The sequence below is a fragment of the Streptomyces sp. F001 genome, assembly GCF_004187715.1.
GTDB classification, from domain to species: domain Bacteria; phylum Actinomycetota; class Actinomycetes; order Streptomycetales; family Streptomycetaceae; genus Streptomyces; species Streptomyces flavusporus.
The window spans coordinates 18,915-36,817 of record NZ_QZWF01000005.1; the positions used below are offsets into that span (position 1 = coordinate 18,915).

Sequence of the window (17,903 nt, forward strand, 5' to 3'; positions counted from 1 at the left end):
GGATGACGTGGTGACTGCGGCGCACCACTGACACGTCTGTGACGGCCGAGGGGGCCCTGAGCAGGCGAAAGGAACCGACAGACACGCGCTGAACCGCGTGTGGGGGGATGACTCATGACGTCGACGCCGACGGGCGCCCGGCAGAACTTCGACCCGTCACAAACCACCCAGCTCAGGGTGCCTTCGCACCGGACCGGCAACACGGGGACCTTCCGCCGGATCAAGAAGACGCTGCCGAGGTACGACTACGAGCACTACAGCCGGTTGGCGGGCCCCCTCACCCAGCCCGATCCGAACAAGCCGTACCGGGTGCAGTACCGCTCCCTGATCTCGCAGGAGCCGCACCGGATACGCGTGGCCCTGATGCTCGCCGCGGCACCGCTGCTCTCGCTGGTGCTGCTGGCCTGGCTGCTGCAGCCCGAGCACTGGACCGAACGCGACTACCCGGCCTACGACTTCCTGCCCGCGCTGGACGTGGTGATGCTGGTCTCGATCGGTCTGATCGAGTTCTTCCGCTGTATGAACGTGCTGTCCAACGCGCACGCCACGCTGGTCGCCCGCGACCCGATCCCGGTGGTTCCGGAGACCGGCACGAGAGTGGCCTTCCTCACCTCCTTCGTGCCCGGCAAGGAGCCGCTGGAGATGGTGACGAAGACCCTGGAGGCGGCCGTCAAGCTGCGTCACCGGGGCCTTCTGCACGTCTGGCTGCTCGACGAGGGCGACGACCCGGAGGTCAAGGAGGTCTGCGCCCGGCTCGGCGTGCACCACTTCTCCCGCAAGGGCGTCGCGAAGTGGAACCAGGCCAAGGGTCCGCACCGCGCCAAGACCAAGCACGGCAACTACAACGCCTGGCTCGACGCACATGGCGACGACTACGACTTCTTCGCGTCCGTCGACACCGACCACGTACCGCTGCCGAACTACCTGGAGCGGATGCTGGGCTTCTTCCGCGACCCGGACGTCGGCTTCGTGATCGGCCCGCAGGTCTACGGCAACTACGACACGTTCGTCACCAAGGCCGCCGAGTCCCAGCAGTTCCTCTTCCACGCGCTGATCCAGCGCGCCGGCAACCGCTACGGCGCTCCGATGTTCGTCGGCACCTCCAACGCGGTGCGGATCAAGGCGCTGAAGCAGATCGGCGGTCTGTACGACTCGATCACCGAGGACATGGCGACCGGTTTCGAGATCCACCGCCACAAGAACCCGGCCACGGGGAAGAAGTGGCGCTCGGTCTACACCCCGGACGTGCTCGCGGTCGGTGAGGGCCCCAGTGCCTGGACGGACTTCTTCACCCAGCAGATGCGCTGGTCGCGAGGGACGTACGAGACGATCCTCAAGCAGTACTGGAAGGGCTGGTACTCGCTGCCGCCGAGCAAGCTCTTCAACTACACGATGATGATCATCTTCTACCCGATGTCGGCCCTCAACTGGATCCTCGCGGCGCTGAGTTGTGCGCTGTTCCTGGGTCTGGGCGCCTCGGGTGTGAACATCGACCCGACGATCTGGCTGATGCTCTACGGCAACGCCTCCGCCCTGCAGATCGGTCTGTACGTCTGGAACCGCCGCCACAACGTCTCGCCGCACGAGCCGGAGGGCTCCGGCGGTGTGGCCGGCATGGTGATGTCCGCGCTGTCGGCGCCGCTCTACGCGAAGGCGCTGATCGACTCGGTGCTGCGCAAGAAGAGCAAGTTCGTGGTCACGCCCAAGGGCGACTCGGCGAGCCCGGACCGGTGGTTCGGGACCTTCCGGTACCACTGGTACTTCATCCTGATCTTCGGTGCCTCGATCGCGGCCGGCTTCTACTTCGGCAACTCCCACCCCGCGATGATCATCTGGGCGTCGTTCGCGATGCTGATCACCGCCACGCCGGTCTTCGCCTGGCGCTGGCAGCTGCGGCAGGAGAAGAAGAAGCCCGCCGCCCCGGCCACGCCGGAACCGCAGGACGCGGTACCCACCCCGACGCCGGCGCACGGAGTGCCCGCTCCGTACGCGCCGCACGCCCCGCAGCAGCGGCCCAGTTGGGCGGCCTCGAACGAGGGCAACGACCAGACCATGCAGATCGCCCTTGGTGGACTTGGGGGACGTAAGGAATGAACGACCGTGCCGGCCGCCGCCGCGCCCGTCGACTCGCGATAGGCACGGCGGTGGTCATCGCGCTGGCCGGGATGAACGGGCCATGGCTCTACCGGGTCGGGACCGAGAAGTACCACCAGTACCAGATCAACAGACCCGAGTACAAAGCGGACAACGGCCACTGGAAGACCGTCGAGTTCCCGGAGGAGTACCGCCTCAACACCATCCACGCGGCCCTGCTGCGCACCGGCAAGATCCTGCTGGTGGCCGGGTCCGGCAACAACCAGGACAACTTCGACGCGAAGAAGTTCGACACCCGGATCTGGGACCCGGTCAAGAACACCATCAAGGACGTGCCCACGCCCAACGACCTGTTCTGCACCGGCCACACCCAGCTCGCCAACGGCAATCTGCTGATCGCGGGCGGCACCAAGCGGTACGAGAAACTCCAGGGTGACGTGAAGAAGGCCGGCGGCCTGATGATCGTCTACAACGAGAACCCGGACAAGCCGATCACCCTGCCCGCGGGCACCAAGTTCACCGGCAAGGAGAACGGCAAGACCTTCGTCTCCAAGGACCCGGTCCTCGTTCCGCGCGCCAAGAAGCAGTTCGACAAGGAGACCGGCAAGTTCCTGGGCAACGACCCGGGCGTCGGCCGGATCTACGTCGAGGCCGCCCAGGAGGGCGCGAAGTACGAGACCGGAACCCAGGACAACTACAAGGTCCAGGGCCTGTCCGGCGCCGACGCGCGCAACACGTACGGCATCGCGCAGAAGCTCGCCCTGGACAAGAAGGACTTCCAGGGGATCCGGGACGCCTACGAGTTCGACCCGGTCGCCGAGAAGTACATCAAGGTCGACCCGATGAAGGAGGCCCGCTGGTACCCCACGCTCACCACCCTGAGCGACGGGAAGATCCTCAGCGTCTCCGGCCTCGACGACATCGGCCAGCTGGTGCCGGGCAAGAACGAGATCTACGACCCCGAGACCAAGAAGTGGACCTACACCGACAAGGTCCGGCAGTTCCCGACGTACCCGGCGCTGTTCCTGATGCAGAACGGCAAGGTCTTCTACTCGGGGGCGAACGCGGGATACGGGCCGGACGACGTGGGGCGTGATCCCGGCATCTGGGACGTGGACACCAACAAGTTCACCAAGGTGCCCGGCATGAGCGACGCGAACATGCTGGAGACCGCGAACACCGTGCTGTTGCCGCCGGCGCAGGACGAGAAGTACATGGTGCTCGGCGGCGGTGGCGTCGGCGAGTCCAAGCTGTCGAGCGAGAAGACCCGGATCGTCGATCTGAAGGCCGACAACCCGCGGTTCGTGGACGGGCCGTCCCTGGGCAAGGGCACCCGCTATCCGCAGGCCTCGGTCCTCCCGGACGACAGCGTGCTGGTCGCCGGCGGCTCGGAGGACTACCGCGGGCGCGGCGACTCCAACATCCTCGAGGCGCGGCTGTACGACCCGGAGACCAACGAACTCGACCGGGTCGCCGACCCCTTGGTGGGCCGTAACTACCACTCGGGCTCGCTGCTCCTGCCCGACGGCCGGGTGATGTTCTTCGGTTCGGACTCCCTCTTCAGCGACAAGGCGAACACCAAGCCGGGGAAGTTCGAGCAGCGGATCGAGATCTACAGCCCGCCGTATCTCTTCCGCGACGCGCGCCCCTCGCTGTCCGGCGGGCCGCAGACCATCGAACGCGGTGAGACGGGCACGTTCACCTCGCAGCATGCGTCGTCGATCAAGAAGGTGCGGCTGATCCGGCCCAGCGCTTCGACGCACGTGACGGATGTCGACCAGCGGTCGATCGCGCTGGACTTCAAGACGTCCGGCAACAAGGTCACCGTGACGGTCCCGGAGAACCGGAACCTGGTGCAGGCGGGGTGGTACATGCTGTTCGTGGCGGATGACGAGGGGACGCCGTCCGAGGCGCAGTGGGTGAGGGTTCCTTAGCCCGTACGTCACTGGGGGCGCCCTCCGCGACGGAGGGCGCCCCCAGCTGCGTACCGGACGCTACTCGCTCGCCTGCGCCAGCTTCAGCGCGTACTCGGGCCACCACTCGCCCGCCTTGGGACCGCCCTTGCACTCGCCGTCCGACTCTCCCGGGCGCTTGACCCACAGGTACGCGTCGACCAGGGGGTCGGCGGTCTTGGTGCTCGGGGTTTCGCCGAGGGCGCGGCCCGGTGGGTTGCACCAGCGTTCGCCCGGGTCGCCCTCGGTGTAGGGGCCGTTGCCGTTGCGGCTGGTGTCGATCACGAACGGCTTGTTGCCCACCTTGGCGGAGAGCTCCTTGCCGTACGCGATGGAGTCCTCGGTCGTGTAGAAGTTGGAGACGTTGACCGAGAAACCGTCGGCCTGGTCGATGCCCGCCCACTTCAGAGGCTCGAAGATCTGGTCGGGCTTGCCCCAGCCGGCGTTGCCCGCGTCCAGGTAGACCTTGGTGTTCTTCAGGGACTTGAGCTTGGTGATCGCGCCCTTGAGCAGGTCGTAGCGCTCCTCGTGGTACTCACCGGGTGTGCAGTTGTCCACCATGTGCAGCACCGCGTCCGGTTCCAGGATCACCGTCGCACCGCGGTCGCCGATGCCCTTGGCGACGCTGTCGATGAACGCCCGGTATGCGTTGCCGTCGGCGGCGCCGCCGCCCGAGAACTGCCCGCAGTCGCGGTGCGGGATGTTGTAGAGGACGAGCAGCGCCGTGCGGTCGGCCTCGGCCGCGGCCTCGGTGAAGCCGCGGGCCTGCTCCTCCGCGTTCTCCGGGCTGAGCCACTCGCCGGTCGGCTGCTGGGCGATCTTGCGGATCGTGTCCGCCTCGGACTCCTTGCCGCTCTTGTCGTAGTCGGTCACCTGCTGGGCCGCGGTGCCGTCCGGGTTGACCCAGAACGGCGCGGCGTCCTTGGGCTGTTGGGTGATCCCGGCGCCCGCGCCGCCGGTGTCGCCACCGTCGCCGTCTCCGTCGCCGGAGGAGCATCCCGCGATCAGCAGCGCCGCCCCCAGCACCACCGCGGTCGCCCGCACTCCGGTCACCCCCCTGCTGCGGTACATCCAACTCCCCCTTGGGTGCACTGTTCCAAGTCTCAATCCTGACATACGTCGCGCTGCCCTCACGAGGTCGCCCGCGCCTTGTCCGTGAGCTGTTACAGGCGGCCGGCGGGTCCGGGTGAGGGGGCGCCAGGAAGGCAGGCTCAGGGAGCGGTGCCCGTGAGGTAGGCCGACACGACCACGTTGGCGGTGTAGCTGCGGCTGGCCCGGTCGTAGGGGCCGCCGCAGGTGATCAGCCGGAGTTCGGCCCGCCCCGACTTGCGTACCCCGTAGGCCTGTTGGGCGTCGAAACGGTCGCGGGAGAGGACCTGGATGTCGTCGACGGTGAACTCGGCGACCCGGCCGTCGGCGCGGACGACCCGGATGGTCTCGCCGGGCTGCAGCGCGCTGATCCCGTAGAAGACGGCGGGGCGGGTCTCGGTGTCGACGTGGCCCACCATCAGCGCGGTGCCGACCGCGCCCGGTTTCACCCCGGCCGCGTACCAGCCGACGACGCCCGGCTGGTCGTACGGCGGTGGATCGATCGCCCCCTGCGCGTCGAGGCCGCGGGCCACGACGGGCGCCTGCACGCCCAGGCCGGGGATGTCCAGGCGCTGCGGCAGGGCGGCGGTCAGGGGCTTGGCGGCGGGCGGCAGCTCCGCCGTGGGCGGCCGTCCGACGGCCGCCATGTCGCCGGTGACGGGCGCGGATATGCCGTGCCGTACGTCGGTCACCTCGCGGCCCCACAGCCACAGCCCGAGCAGCAGCACCGCCCAGGCCACGCCCATGAGCATCCGCCCGGTGCCGGAGAAGCGTTCCCGGTCGGACATGGTCGCTCAGCCCGTCCTACGGCTCCGGCGGGTGCCGCGCAGGACGACGGCCACCGCCGCGGCGCCCACGAGGACCAGGCCGGTCACCGTGTGTGCGGTGTTCGGGCCGGTCGCGGCGGCGTCCACGGACGCGAGATGGGCGGTCCCGCCGCCGCCCGCCTTGACGGGGGCGACCGGCGAGGCGGGCGCACTCGGCGCGGCCGAGGCGTTGCCGATGGTGACGTGCGACTTCATCGACTTGGACTTGTCGCCGCCGCAGATGACCTGAACCTCGTAGCGGCCGGGCCCCACCATGGAACGGACGCGGGTCTCGCCGGCCAGGGTGCCGTCCCCGCCGGTGAGCTCGACGTCGGAGACGAAGGCCTTCGAGGCCGCGGTGCCGGTGGTGCCGGTGCAGCCGGTGGCCCGCAGCGCGAGGTCGCTGCCGGGCCCCGGGGTCGAGGGGCTGACCGAGACACCGCCGTCCGCCGCGCTTGCCGTCGGGCCGGCCGCGGCGACGGCGGCCAGGACGCCGGTACAGAGAGTGAGTCGCAGTGAACCCATCGTGAACCTCCAGACACTCTGGAGACTCCCCCGCGCAGACCGGCCCCGCATCCTCGGCGGGGTCCGGACTACGCCGTACGGGTGGGTTTTACCTCCGGGTCGGTTTCAGACCCGATCCACAAGATCCGCAATGGAGTCCACGACCTCCGACGGCCGGTAAGGGAAGTCCTCGACCTGCTCGGGCCGGGTCAGGCCGGTGAGCACCAGGAACGTCTGCATCCCGGCCTCCATGCCCGCCAGCACGTCGGTGTCCATACGGTCGCCGATCATGGCGCTGGTCTCGGAGTGGGCGCCGATCGCGTTGAGCCCGGTGCGCATCATCAGGGGGTTCGGCTTGCCCGCGAAGTACGGCTTGCGGCCGGTCGCCTTGGTGATCAGCGCGGCGACGGCGCCGGTCGCGGGGAGCGGGCCCTCGGCGGAGGGGCCGGTCTCGTCCGGGTTGGTGCAGATGAAACGGGCGCCGTCGTTGATGAGCCGGACCGCCTTGGTCATGGCCTCGAAGGAGTACGTGCGGGTCTCGCCGAGGACGACGTAGTCCGGCTCGTGGTCGGTCAGGATGTAGCCGATGTCGTGCAGCGCGGTGGTCAGACCGGCCTCGCCGATGACGTACGCCGAGCCGTTCGGCCGCTGGTCGTCCAGGAACTGGGCGGTGGCCAGGGCCGAGGTCCAGATGTTCTCGATCGGCACCTCCAGGCCCATGCGGTTCAGCCGGGCGTGCAGGTCGCGCGGGGTGTAGATGGAGTTGTTGGTGAGGACCAGGAAGGGCTTTCCGGACTCGCGCAGCTTCTTGATGAAGGCGTCGGCGCCGGGGATCGGTACGCCCTCGTGGATCAGCACTCCGTCCATGTCGGTGAGCCATGACTCGATGGGCTTGCGGTCTGCCATGTGCGTCGATCACTCCTGGCGTGCGTACGAGGATGAGCGGGGCGCCGGAACCACGGCGTACCGACGCCCCCAGGGTAGTCAGGAGTGGCTGATCCTGACCCCGCCGATCACGACCGGGGCCACGGGACGACGCAGGTGCTCAGCGGCGCCTGCGCACCACCACCAGGGCGCAGCCTGCGGCGACCAGCAGTACGGCGGCAGCGACGAGCGCTCCCCGCGCGGTGCCGAGTCCGGTACGGGCGAGCTCGTCGGCGAACGACAGGTGTCCGTCGGGGGCGGTAGTGGATCCGGCGGTTGCGTGGGCGGTGGGCGTGCCGGAGTCGCTACTGGGTCTGGGTCCGGGTTTGGTTCCGGGGCTGGATTCGGTGTCGGGCTTGGCCTCGACGCGGAAGCGGTAGTCGTTGGACTGACCGACCCAGTCGCCGTCGTTGTCACGCCGTTGCACGACCGCGGCGTTCGCGGTGATCTCGTTCGGTACGGCGTCGGAGGTCAGCGCCAGCCGCACCCGCACGGTCAGGGTCCGGCCGGGCGGCATGGTGAACCCCGCGAAACCGTCGAAGGCGCCGACCAGCTCGTCCTCGTCGGTCCGCTCGAACCGGACCGGGTGCGGGCGGGCCCCCTCGTAGAACTCCAGCTTCGGCTGCGTCGGCGTCAGCGTCCGCCCCTTGTCGACGAGGACGACGACCGGGTGGATGCCTGTGCACGTGCGGGCGGTGCTGTTGGTGAGGTCGATGGACCAGGTGCCGTGGCCGCCGCCGGCGTCATAGGAATCGGGGCCGCCGTGGATACGGGTGGTGATCGGAAAGTCACGGCCACCGGACCCGGTGGCACAACCGGGAGCCGACCCGGAATACGCCGGACCGGCAACGAACAGCAGGGCGGCTGAGGCCGCCGTACAGAGGGACACGGGCGTACACAGTCGCATGAACACATGACCATGCCGGACGACATCCACCCCGGGCCGACGCCACCCCGCAGGACCCGCCGACTCCGCCCGATCAGCGGACGCAGCTGCGGGCAGGCGCACCCGCGCAGCTGCGGGCGCCCGTACCCGCGCAGCTGCGGGCAGTCGTGCCGTTAGCGCGGCGTAGCTGCGGGCAGTCGTGCCGCCGAGGCGGCAACCCACCCGGCAGCGGCAGCATCAATCCGCCGCAGCTGCGGGCAGTCGTGCCTCCCCCAGTGCCTTAAGGGCCTGGGGGGGACCCCCAGGGCGGCACGGGTGGGCGATGGGGTCCCCCCGCTCGAGCGAAGCCGAGAGCGGGGGAGGCACCCCGCAACGCGGGCAACCAAACCGCCCCAACGCTCCTTCAGCGGAGCGCAGCGGCACCCGCCAGCGCCGGCGAGCGAAAACCCCCGACGCCCCCTACCCGTCCACCCGCCCGAACAACGGCCCAGCAGCAACTGCGCCGCCCCCTCCGCAACCCCCCGCACGCCCCCGGCCGCCAGCCGAACCGGCACAGCTCCTCCCCTGTACGCCGAGCCCGCTCCTCCAACACCCCCGCAACCCCCGCACGAACCGCTCCGGCTCCCCGGCGACAACCCGCCACCCAACAAAATGAAGTCGATTCGAGCAGCGCAAACAAGATTTCCCGCCCCCACCCCCAACACCCGCGCCGCCTCCTCCACATCCCCCCGCCCCACAGCATCGAGACACAACGCCTCGACGCACCCCCGGTTCCCGCAACTGCACAGCGGCCCGTCCAGCTGAACCACCTGATGCCCGAACTCCCCCGCCCCGGTACGGGCCCCCCGATGCACCGCACCCCCGATCACCAGCCCCCCACCAAGCCCCGCCCCGAAGTGCAGATACGCGAACGACCCACCTTCACCCCGACCGCAAGCCCCAGCGCCGCCGCATTGGTGTCCTTGTCGACGACAACCGGCACCCCGAGCTGCAACGCCAGCACGTCCCGCAGCGGAAACCCGTCCCACTCCGGGAACCCGGTGACCCGGTGCAACACACCACGGACGTGATCGAGCGGCCCGGGCAGCGCGACACCGACCCCGAGGACCGTCTCCAACGGCCGTTCCGCCAGCAGCGCGCTCACCTCCCGGACCACCCCACGAGCACGGCCTCCGCCCCCGCCCCCAGGTCCAGCGGAGCGCTCCGCTCCGCGACCACCGCCCCCGCCAGATCCACGAGCACCGCCCGCAGCTCGTCCGGTCGAGATGCACCCCCACCGCATGCCCGGCCCCCGGCACGAGCCGCAGCACCGTACGCGGCTTGCCCCCGGTCGACACCAGCCGCCCGGCCTCCGTCGCCAGCCCGTCGGCCCGCAGCCGGGCGGTGATCTTGCTGACGGCCTGTGGGGTCAGCCCGGTCCGCTCGGCCAGCTCGAGCCGGCTGATGCCGTCCTGCCCGGCGCGCCGCAGCAGGCCGAGGACGAGCGCCGTGTTGTGACTGCGCAACGCCAGCAGATTCGCGCCCGCCGCCCGCACCGAACCCCCCGTGGTCGTCCTGTTCACGCCACCCATTCTCCTCACCGCTTGCACTTTGGCAACAGCGTTGCGAAAGTGGACCCATGACCGGACGCATCACTGGAACGACGGGTACCCCCCTCCGGGTCGGCCTCATCGGCTACGGCCTCGCGGGCTCCGTCTTCCACGCCCCCCTGATCGCCACGACCGAGGGCCTCGCCCTCGACACGGTGGTCACCTCGAACCCCGAGCGGCAGGAGCAGGCCCGCGCCGATTTCCCGGACGTACGGGTCGCCGCCACGGCGGAGGAGCTGTTCGACCGGGCCGACGAGCTGGACCTGATCGTCATCGCCTCCCCGAACCGGACGCACGTCCCGCTCGCCACCGCCGCCCTGAAGGCCGGTCTCCCGGTCGTCGTCGACAAGCCGATCGCGGGCACCGCGGCCGAGGCACGCGAACTGGCCGCGCTGGCCGAGGAACGCGGCCTGCTGCTCTCCGTCTTCCAGAACCGCCGCTGGGACAACGACTTCCTCACTTTGCGCAAGCTGCTCGCCGAGGGCGCGCTGGGTGACGTATGGCGCTTCGAGTCCCGCTTCGAGCGGTGGCGGCCGCAGCCGAAGGGCGGCTGGCGGGAGTCCGGTGACCCGGCGGAGATCGGAGGTCTCCTCTACGACCTCGGCAGCCATGTCGTCGACCAGGCGCTGGTCCTGTTCGGCCCGGCGGCCTCGGTGTACGCCGAGTCGGACATCCGCCGGCCCGGCGCGGAGACGGACGACGACACGTTCATTGCGATCACGCACACCAGCGGCGTCCGTTCCCACCTCTACGTCTCCGCGACGACCGCCCAACTCGGCCCGCGTTTCCGGGTGCTGGGCTCGCAGGCCGGATACGTGAAGTACGGCCTGGACCCGCAGGAGGCGGCCCTCAAGGACGGGCAGCGCCCCGGCCCCGGCTGGGGCGAGGAGCCCGAGTCGCTGTGGGGCCGTATCGGCTCCGGCGAATCCCCGCTGACCGGCGGCGGCCGGCCCGAGCCCACCCTGCCCGGCGACTACCCCGCGTACTACGCCGCGGTGGCCGCCGCCCTGCGCGACGGCGCTGCCAACCCGGTGACCGCCCTGGAGGCGGCCGCCGCCCTCGACGTACTGGAAGCGGCCCGCCGTTCGGCCCGAGACAGAGTGACGGTGACCCTGTGACGAACTCGCACAAGCCCGCGATGACCCCGAAGGTCACTCCGGAACTGACGCCCACCGTCGAGGAGTTGGAGGCGCAGGAACGCCGTCTGGTGTTCCGCGGGTTCACCCACGACGACGCCTGGGCGCTCGGCTCGCTGCTGGTGGAGCTGGCCCGGGAACGGCAGGCCCCGGTCGCCATCGACATCCGCCGGGCCGGCCAGCAGCTCTTCCACGCGGCCCTGCCCGGCTCCACCCCGGACAACGACGCCTGGATCGACCGTAAGCGCCGGGTCGTGGAGCGCTACGGCTCCGCCTCCTACCTCGTCGGCGCCCGCTGCCGCGCCAAGGGCACGACGTTCGAGGAGTCCTCCCGCCTGGACCCGGACGCGTACGCCGCCCACGGGGGCTCCTTCCCGATCATCGTGGAGGGCGCCGGCGTGATCGGCACGGTGACGGTGTCCGGCCTGCCGCAGCTGCAGGACCACCGGTTCGTGGTGGAGGCGCTGGAGCACTACCTGGGCGACCAGGTCTGACACCCGTCCGGCGGGATTAACGCGAGCGGTCCTCCGGTTGGCACTACCGTCACCAGCACCAGCCGTCACAGCCGGAGGGACCGCAACCGATGAACGACGTCGCAGCCACCGTGAAGCAGAAGGTGGGCCGGTACGGCATCTGGAGCATCGGCCTGCGCTCGGAGGACCCGGACCGGCGCGGCGAGCTCGCCGAGGCCGCCGCCGAACTGGAGGAACTCGGTTACGGCGCCCTGTGGCTGGGCGGCAACAGCACCGCCCGCAACGCCGCTCCGCTCATCGGGGCGACGTCGAGGATCGTCGTGGGGACCAGCATCCAGAGCATCTGGCAGCAGGAGGCCGTCGACAGCGCGGCGGCCTACGCCGACCTCGAGTCGGCCCACCCCGGCCGCTTCGTGCTGGGCCTCGGCGTCAGCCACGCCAAGCTCGCCGAGCAGTACCGCCGCCCGTACTCGTCGCTGGTCGCCTACCTCGACGCCCTGGACACCGCCGGAGTGCCGGCGGGCCGTCGCGTCCTGGCAGCGCTGGGCCCGAAGACACTGGAGCTGGCCCGCGACCGGGCGGCCGGCGCGATCCCGTACCTCGTCACGGCGGAACACACGGCCCGGGCCCGCGAGATCCTGGGCGAAGGCCCGCTGCTGGCCCCGGAGTTGAAGGTCGTCCTGGAGACGGACCCGTCCCGCGCCCGCACCCTGGCCCGCGGCTACCTCGCCATGTACCTCGCCCTGCCGAACTACACCAACAACTTCCTCCGCCACGGCTTCACCGAGGCCGACTTCACGGACGGCGGCAGCGACCGCCTCATCGACGCGGTGTTCGCCTGGGGAGACGAGGACCGCATCCTGGACCGCATCAAGACCTTCCAGCAGGCGGGCGCGGACCATGTGGCGCTCCAGGTGGTCGCCGGCGGCCCCAGTGACGCCCTGCCGCGGGAGGAGTGGCGCAGGCTGGCCGGCCTGCTGGGCTAGGGCCTGTCCGGCGGATCAGGCCGGCTCCAACGGGCGGTGACTGATCGGCGCAGGTGAGCGGGGCCTGGTGCGTCCAGCTGCAAGGCGGAGGAGGGAGTCGATGCGGAGCATCGGCGACCGACGACAACGCCGGTGGGGGCACCGCCCGCTCGAGCGAAGCCGAGAGTGGGGGAGGGCGTGCCAGGCCCCGCGATTCCGGCATGATCCGCCGGACAGGCCCTAGGCCCGTCAGGCGTCCTTGAACTCCTGCCGCTGCCGCCCCAGCCCCTCGATCTCCAGCTCCACCACATCCCCGGCCCGCAGATACGGCTTCGGCTCCGGCTGCCCCAACGCAACCCCCGCCGGCGTCCCCGTGTTGATGACATCACCGGGATGCAGCGTCATGAACTGGCTGACGTAGCGCACGACCTCCCCCACGGAGAAGATCTGCTCGCCCGTCGTCCCGTCCTGCTTCAGCTCCCCGTTGACCCACAGCCGCAGCGCCAGCTTCTGCGGATCCGGCACCTCGTCCGCCGTCACCAGCCACGGGCCCAGCGGATTGAACGTCTCGCAGTTCTTGCCCTTGTCCCAGGTCCCGCCCCGCTCGATCTGGAACTCCCGCTCGGAGACGTCATGGGCCACCGCGTACCCGGCGACATGCGCGAGCCCGTCCTCCACCGACTCCAGATAGCGAGCCGTACGTCCGATGACGACCGCCAGCTCCACCTCCCAGTCGGTCTTGCTGGACCCGCGCGGCACGAGGACCGTGTCGTTGGGCCCGACCACCGTGTCCGCGGCCTTGAAGAAGATCACCGGCTCGGCGGGCGGCTCGGCGCCGGTCTCGCGGGCGTGGTCGTGGTAGTTCAGCCCGATGCACACGATCTTGCCGATCCGCCCCAGCGGCGGCCCGATCCGCAGCCCCGACGCGTCCAGCGCGGGCAGCTCCCCGGCGTCGGCGGCGGCCCGGATCCGGCCGAGCGACGCCTCGTCGGCGAGCAGCGCCCCGTCGATGTCCGGCACGAGGCCCGACAGGTCCCGCAGCACCCCCTCGGCGTCGAGCAGCGCGGGCCGCTCGGCCCCGGCCGTACCGACTCGCAGCAGCTTCATGAGCACAATCTCCCTCGATCGTGGGCGGTCCTCCGATCGACCGCGGCCCGGGTGCGGCGGGAAACGCAGCCATCGGAGGACTGGTTGATCCTCCAAGGTCGAGGTGCAGTCCGCAAGACCTGGTTCAGGTACTGGACCGTAAGGTGCCGAGCGCAGCGGTACTCACCGATGCTCACCGGCACTCACCGATACAGCACCGCCCGTTCCACCGCGCTCCACGTCGCGCTGGTCACCACGTACAGCGCGGCGGCCAACGGCACCACCGCCACGGTCACGAGCGTGAAGAACGACATGAACGGCATGACCTTGGTGACCGCCCCCAGCCCGGGCACCTGCTCACCGTCAGCCACCGGCACAGGGGCGTTGGCGGCCATCATCCGCTTCGTACGGCGGTAGTTGAACACGGCGACGACCGTGACGACGGCGAACAGCCCGCCGTACACCAGCCCCGCCGCCGAACACCCCGCCGTCACCCAGGGCGTCCACCCAGCGATGACCGAGCGGCGCGGCCAGCAGCTCATGCGTGAGCAGTTCGTTCGCCTCGCCGCCGATCATCGGGTTCGAGAACAGGTGGTAGAGCAGAAAGAAGGCCGGCAACTGAAGCAGCCCGGGCAGACACCCGGCCAGCGGCGACACCTTCTCCTTCGCATGCAGTTCCAGCACGGCCTGCTGCAGCCGCTCGGGATTCTTCCCGTACTTCTTCCGCAGCTCGGCGATCTTCGGCTGCAACTCCGTCCGCGCCTTCTGCCCGCGCGCCGCCGCCCGGGACAGCGGATGCACCAACAGGCGTACGAACGCGGTGAACAGAACGATCGCGGCGGCGGCCGCGGAGGAGTGGAAAAGCGGCTGAAGCAGATCGGCGAGCTGCTCCACCAGGTTGGCGAAAACGGACATGGGTGAGCCCTCCGTCGGGGTCTCGTCGTGCCGGGTCAGTGGGATGGCGGCATGACGACCCGCGCCGGGGCGCTTACGCGGGGTGCGCCCTACGCGACGGCCGTCGGGAGGGCGTGTCCGGGCGCTCGGGGTCGGGTGCGGCCCTTGGCGTCGGGATCTCGCTGCGGCAGGAACGCCGTACGCCGGGCACGGTCACGAATCGCCGTACGCACCCGTGTGGGCGGCACGGCGGGCGCGCAGCGCGCGGCAATGAGCGAGCAGACAGTGAGCGCGGAACCGGCCGCGGCGGTGGCGGCGAGCGCGACGGTGGCCGAGAGGCTGCCGGCGTCCAGCAGCGCGAACTGGAGAATCAGGAACAGGGGGAGAGCGATGGGGCGTGGACCGGCCCAGTTGCGGATCACCGGCGTCCCCCTCCCCCTCGTACTACTGCTGTCCCTGCCGTCGGTTATACAGGATCCGTCTCGCCCTCGCCGTGTCGGCCATCGGTGTCCGTCTCCTCAGCGGGGCCGCATGGAGATCAGCTTGCCCCAGACCACCAGGCGGTACGTGGACGTGTACTCCGGAGTGCAGGTGGTGAGGGTGAGGTAGTAGCCAGGGTGGCGGTAGCCGCGGGCGGGGTGGACGAGGCTCCGGGGCACGGGCCGTAGAACACCGGTGTCGCGTGCAGAGGTCTGCGGCACGGTCTGGTCGACGGCGTACGTGTACACGGCGTCCCGCGTCTCTACGAGGATCTCGTCGCCGTCGTCGAGCCGGTTGACGTACCGGAAGGGCTCGCCGTGGGTGTTCCGGTGCCCGGCGAGGGCGAAGTTGCCGGCGCGGCCGGGCTGCTGGGTGCCGGGGTAATGGCCGACGTATCCCTTGTTGAGGACGTCCGGCTTGCTGATGCCCTCGGCGACGGGGACGCGGAGGTCGAGGCGGGGGATGGTGAGGATGGCGTAGGCGTGGGAGGGGTCAGGGCGGGAAGCGGATCGCGTGGTGGTGGTCGGAGCAACAGGCGGCGGCTCGGGAGCCCGCGGCTCCTCCGACGCCTCCGGGGACGTACCGGAGTCGATGAGGCGATCCTCGGCCCCGCCCGCACCCCACTCCCGCTCCAGCGCCTCCACCCTCCGCTCGGCGCCGTCCCTGGCCTGCCGGTTGGTCCACCACAGCTGGTGGACGACGAGAAGCAGGAGTACGACACCGAGGGTGACGAGGACTTCGCCCCCGGCCCACAGGGCGCGCCGCCGCCGCGCACGCCACCGTCGGGTGCTGTGCTGCACGACGGACACGCGCATGCTTCAGGCCTCCTTCCCGGGCCGCCCGCACGATAAGGGGCACAGCGTGAGGTCACCAGACCCGCCCTTCCTCCACAGGTTTGAGAAAGGGCTGTCGTAACCCTCGACAACCCCGTGCGCCGCACCTGATGCTTCCTGTCGGCCTGAACGGGACGGGCCCGGACGCCGGTTCGACCACCGGCGGGTGACGGAGGTGGACAATCCATGATCCGACGCAGAACACTGCTGGCGGCCACGGGCGGCGCGTTCCTCGGCAGCGCCCTGGCAACGGGTACGGCGCACGCGGACGCGACGATCGCCGTGAACCCCTCCACGAGTTACGGCACATGGGAGGGCTGGGGCACGTCCCTCGCCTGGTGGGCCAACGTCTTCGGCAACCGGAACGACTTCGCCGACCTCTTCTTCACCACCAACTCGGTGACGTACAACGGCACGGCACTCCCCGGCCTCGGCCTCAACATCGCCCGCTACAACCTGGGCGCGTGCAGCTGGAACAGCGTGAACGGCGAGACGATGGCGGAGTCCCCCAACATCCCCGCCTTCAAGCAGATCGAGGGCTTCTGGCAGGACTGGAACAACGAGGACCCGGCCTCCTCGGCCTGGGACTGGACGGCGGACGCGGCCCAGCGCGCGATGCTGCAGAAGGCCGTACAGCGAGGCGCGACGACCGAACTCTTCGCCAACTCCCCCATGTGGTGGATGTGTGACAACCACAACCCGTCGGGCGCGGCGGACGGCGGCAACAACCTCCAGACCTGGAACTACCGCCAGCACGCCTCCCACCTGGCCGCGACCGCGCTGTACGCCCGGCAGAACTGGGGCGTGAACTTCGCGACGGTGGACCCGTTCAACGAGCCGGCCTCCAGCTGGTGGACCGCCACCGGCACGCAGGAGGGCTGCCACCTGGACCCGGCGGTCCAGGCCGCCGTACTCCCGTACATGCGCAGCGAGTTGGACAAGCGTGGCCTGACGGGCGTCCGCATCTCGGCCTCCGACGAGACGAACTACGACACGGCCCGCTCGACATGGGCCTCCTTCGGCTCCTCCACCAGGGCCCTGGTGTCCCAGGTGAACGTGCACGGCTACCAGGGCGCGGGCGGCCGGAGGGACCTCCTCTACACGGACGTGGTGACGACGTCCGGCAAGAAGCTCTGGAACTCCGAAACGGGCGACGGCGACGGCACCGGCCTCACCATGGCGTCGAACCTCTGCTACGACTTCCGCTGGCTGCACCCGACGGCCTGGTGCTACTGGCAGGTGATGGACCCGACGACGGGCTGGGCGATGATCGCGTACGACGCGAACACCCTGCAGCCGACGACGGTCCAGCCCAAGTACTACGTCATGGCCCAGTTCAGCCGACACATCCGCCCCGGCATGACGATCCTGGACACAGGCGTGAGCTACGCGACGGCGGCGTACTCGGCGTCGGCGCGGCGCCTGGTGATCGTGGCGGTGAACACTTCGACGTCGGCGCAGACGCTCACCTTCGACCTGTCCCGCTTCTCGACGGTGACGGGCGGGTCGGGCGGCCTGGTCCCCCGCTGGAACACGGCGACGTCCGGCTCGGACCGCTACCGCGCGTACTCGGACACGTACCTCTCCGGAAAGTCGGTGAGCGTGCCGTTCGCGGCGGGGGCGGTGCAGACGTTGCAGGTGGACGGGGTGACGCTCTAGTCGTAGTGCCCTTTTCGCTGCGTATGCGGGCGCGTTCCTTGCGTCGGCGATCTCCGGTCGGCCTCAAGCGCTTTCGCTGTGCTCGCGTCCCGCGATCCGGGCCAGCTTGGTCAGCATCATGCCGTTGCGGATCGCGACGATGTAATCCACGGGCAGTCCGTGCATCCGAGTGCCGGGGCCCCGGAGGGGATGCCAGTCGAGGGTGAAGAGGGTGTTCCCGCCCCAGGCGAGCAGTTTCATGGCGATGCGGGCCGCACCGAAGGGCTCTGCCTTCGCTTCCAGTTCCAGGCGGCGTTGCGGTTCGCAGATACGGACGACGCAGGTGTCGTCGAGGGTGAGAGGGCCGGCGCCGACTCGGACCTTCAGGCGGGCGCCGACTTCTGGCCAGTGCGGGTCCGCGGCGAGGACCTGCTGGGTTCCTGTCACCCACTCCCCGTAGCGGTGGCCGTCGGCCAGCAGGCCCCAGACCTCGGACGGCGAGCTCAAGATCAGACGGCGGTTCCGGGCCACGCTGATCACACTCCTTCTGGAGG

Annotated in this window: 15 protein-coding genes and 2 pseudogenes; 6 read left to right on the forward strand and 11 right to left on the reverse strand. The window is 70.1% G+C overall.

Annotated elements, in window-relative coordinates; genetic code table 11:
- Positions 1–114: 114 nt before the first annotated feature.
- Positions 115–2,094 carry a cellulose synthase catalytic subunit gene (locus StrepF001_RS20200; RefSeq protein WP_129799653.1) on the forward strand — a complete coding sequence of 660 codons (1,980 nt, stop codon included), beginning with the start codon at positions 115–117 and terminating at the stop codon, positions 2,092–2,094.
- Positions 2,091–4,028, forward strand: coding sequence for a kelch motif-containing protein (locus tag StrepF001_RS20205; protein WP_129799654.1), 1,938 nt, complete (start codon positions 2,091–2,093; stop codon positions 4,026–4,028). Before StrepF001_RS20200 ends, StrepF001_RS20205 begins: the two co-directional genes overlap by 4 nt.
- 60 nt (positions 4,029–4,088) lie before the next feature.
- Here the strand turns inward: StrepF001_RS20205 and StrepF001_RS20210 are convergent, their stop codons facing one another.
- From StrepF001_RS20210 to StrepF001_RS20235, 6 genes and pseudogenes are all read right to left on the reverse strand, one after another.
- Positions 4,089–5,117: a glycoside hydrolase family 6 protein gene (locus StrepF001_RS20210; protein ID WP_129799655.1), complete on the reverse strand. Its 1,029-nt coding sequence runs from the start codon at positions 5,115–5,117 to the stop codon at positions 4,089–4,091.
- Positions 5,118–5,257: 140 nt separating this feature from the next.
- On the reverse strand, positions 5,258–5,923 hold the full coding sequence (locus StrepF001_RS20215) for a class F sortase (RefSeq protein ID WP_129799656.1): 666 nt from the start codon (positions 5,921–5,923) through the stop codon (positions 5,258–5,260).
- Positions 5,924–5,929: 6 nt separating this feature from the next.
- A complete protein-coding gene (locus StrepF001_RS20220) occupies positions 5,930–6,466 on the reverse strand; it encodes a hypothetical protein (protein ID WP_129799657.1) in 537 nt (178 codons plus the stop codon).
- Positions 6,467–6,571: 105 nt separating this feature from the next.
- A complete protein-coding gene (locus tag StrepF001_RS20225) occupies positions 6,572–7,351 on the reverse strand; it encodes an HAD-IIA family hydrolase (RefSeq protein ID WP_129799658.1) in 780 nt (259 codons plus the stop codon).
- Between the two features lie 139 nt (positions 7,352–7,490).
- The gene (locus tag StrepF001_RS20230) at positions 7,491–8,282 is read right to left on the reverse strand and encodes a hypothetical protein (protein ID WP_129799659.1); all 792 of its coding nucleotides are present in this window, start codon (positions 8,280–8,282) and stop codon (positions 7,491–7,493) included.
- Between the two features lie 432 nt (positions 8,283–8,714).
- Positions 8,715–9,826, reverse strand: a pseudogene (locus StrepF001_RS20235) (ROK family transcriptional regulator).
- Between the two features lie 47 nt (positions 9,827–9,873).
- Here StrepF001_RS20235 and StrepF001_RS20240 point away from each other — a divergent pair.
- From StrepF001_RS20240 to StrepF001_RS20250, 3 genes are all read left to right on the forward strand, one after another.
- The gene (locus StrepF001_RS20240; RefSeq protein ID WP_129799660.1) at positions 9,874–10,962 is read left to right on the forward strand and encodes a Gfo/Idh/MocA family oxidoreductase; all 1,089 of its coding nucleotides are present in this window, start codon (positions 9,874–9,876) and stop codon (positions 10,960–10,962) included.
- Positions 10,963–10,982: 20 nt separating this feature from the next.
- Positions 10,983–11,474, forward strand: coding sequence for a heme-degrading domain-containing protein (locus StrepF001_RS20245; protein WP_129800064.1), 492 nt, complete (start codon positions 10,983–10,985; stop codon positions 11,472–11,474).
- 89 nt (positions 11,475–11,563) lie between these two features.
- Positions 11,564–12,439, forward strand: a complete 876-nt coding sequence (locus StrepF001_RS20250) for an LLM class F420-dependent oxidoreductase (RefSeq protein ID WP_129799661.1) — start codon at positions 11,564–11,566, stop codon at positions 12,437–12,439.
- Between the two features lie 228 nt (positions 12,440–12,667).
- On the opposite strand, the gene StrepF001_RS20260 is transcribed toward StrepF001_RS20250, so the two are convergent.
- The 4 genes and pseudogenes from StrepF001_RS20260 to StrepF001_RS20275 all read right to left on the reverse strand — a co-directional run bounded on the left by StrepF001_RS20260 (position 12,668) and on the right by StrepF001_RS20275 (position 15,693).
- Positions 12,668–13,525: a fumarylacetoacetate hydrolase family protein gene (locus StrepF001_RS20260; RefSeq protein ID WP_129799663.1), complete on the reverse strand. Its 858-nt coding sequence runs from the start codon at positions 13,523–13,525 to the stop codon at positions 12,668–12,670.
- 182 nt (positions 13,526–13,707) lie between these two features.
- Positions 13,708–14,419: pseudogene (gene yidC / locus StrepF001_RS20265) on the reverse strand (membrane protein insertase YidC).
- A gap of 89 nt (positions 14,420–14,508) precedes the next feature.
- Positions 14,509–14,820 carry a DUF6412 domain-containing protein gene (locus StrepF001_RS20270; RefSeq protein WP_129799664.1) on the reverse strand — a complete coding sequence of 104 codons (312 nt, stop codon included), beginning with the start codon at positions 14,818–14,820 and terminating at the stop codon, positions 14,509–14,511.
- Between the two features lie 96 nt (positions 14,821–14,916).
- On the reverse strand, positions 14,917–15,693 hold the full coding sequence (locus StrepF001_RS20275; protein ID WP_129799665.1) for a class E sortase: 777 nt from the start codon (positions 15,691–15,693) through the stop codon (positions 14,917–14,919).
- A gap of 204 nt (positions 15,694–15,897) precedes the next feature.
- On the opposite strand from StrepF001_RS20275, the gene StrepF001_RS20280 reads away from it, so the two are divergent.
- Positions 15,898–17,370, forward strand: a complete 1,473-nt coding sequence (locus tag StrepF001_RS20280) for a glycoside hydrolase (protein WP_129799666.1) — start codon at positions 15,898–15,900, stop codon at positions 17,368–17,370.
- Positions 17,371–17,433: 63 nt separating this feature from the next.
- On the opposite strand, the gene StrepF001_RS20285 is transcribed toward StrepF001_RS20280, so the two are convergent.
- Positions 17,434–17,880: an SRPBCC family protein gene (locus StrepF001_RS20285; RefSeq protein ID WP_129799667.1), complete on the reverse strand. Its 447-nt coding sequence runs from the start codon at positions 17,878–17,880 to the stop codon at positions 17,434–17,436.
- Between the last annotated feature and the right edge of the window lie 23 nt (positions 17,881–17,903).

What these genes read in the sequence shown, in the direction of transcription:
- StrepF001_RS20205 (WP_129799654.1), top strand. Translation starts at nt 2,091, where the DNA reads ATGAACGACCGTGCCGGCCGCCGCCGCGCCCGTCGACTCGCGATAGGC.
- StrepF001_RS20260 (WP_129799663.1), bottom strand. Translation starts at nt 13,525, where the DNA reads ATGAAGCTGCTGCGAGTCGGTACGGCCGGGGCCGAGCGGCCCGCGCTG.
- StrepF001_RS20245 (WP_129800064.1), top strand. Translation starts at nt 10,983, where the DNA reads ATGACCCCGAAGGTCACTCCGGAACTGACGCCCACCGTCGAGGAGTTG.
- StrepF001_RS20215 (WP_129799656.1), bottom strand. Translation starts at nt 5,923, where the DNA reads ATGTCCGACCGGGAACGCTTCTCCGGCACCGGGCGGATGCTCATGGGC.
- StrepF001_RS20220 (WP_129799657.1), bottom strand. Translation starts at nt 6,466, where the DNA reads ATGGGTTCACTGCGACTCACTCTCTGTACCGGCGTCCTGGCCGCCGTC.
- StrepF001_RS20280 (WP_129799666.1), top strand. Translation starts at nt 15,898, where the DNA reads ATGATCCGACGCAGAACACTGCTGGCGGCCACGGGCGGCGCGTTCCTC.
- StrepF001_RS20250 (WP_129799661.1), top strand. Translation starts at nt 11,564, where the DNA reads ATGAACGACGTCGCAGCCACCGTGAAGCAGAAGGTGGGCCGGTACGGC.
- StrepF001_RS20210 (WP_129799655.1), bottom strand. Translation starts at nt 5,117, where the DNA reads ATGTACCGCAGCAGGGGGGTGACCGGAGTGCGGGCGACCGCGGTGGTG.
- StrepF001_RS20275 (WP_129799665.1), bottom strand. Translation starts at nt 15,693, where the DNA reads ATGCGCGTGTCCGTCGTGCAGCACAGCACCCGACGGTGGCGTGCGCGG.
- StrepF001_RS20240 (WP_129799660.1), top strand. Translation starts at nt 9,874, where the DNA reads ATGACCGGACGCATCACTGGAACGACGGGTACCCCCCTCCGGGTCGGC.
- StrepF001_RS20225 (WP_129799658.1), bottom strand. Translation starts at nt 7,351, where the DNA reads ATGGCAGACCGCAAGCCCATCGAGTCATGGCTCACCGACATGGACGGA.
- StrepF001_RS20200 (WP_129799653.1), top strand. Translation starts at nt 115, where the DNA reads ATGACGTCGACGCCGACGGGCGCCCGGCAGAACTTCGACCCGTCACAA.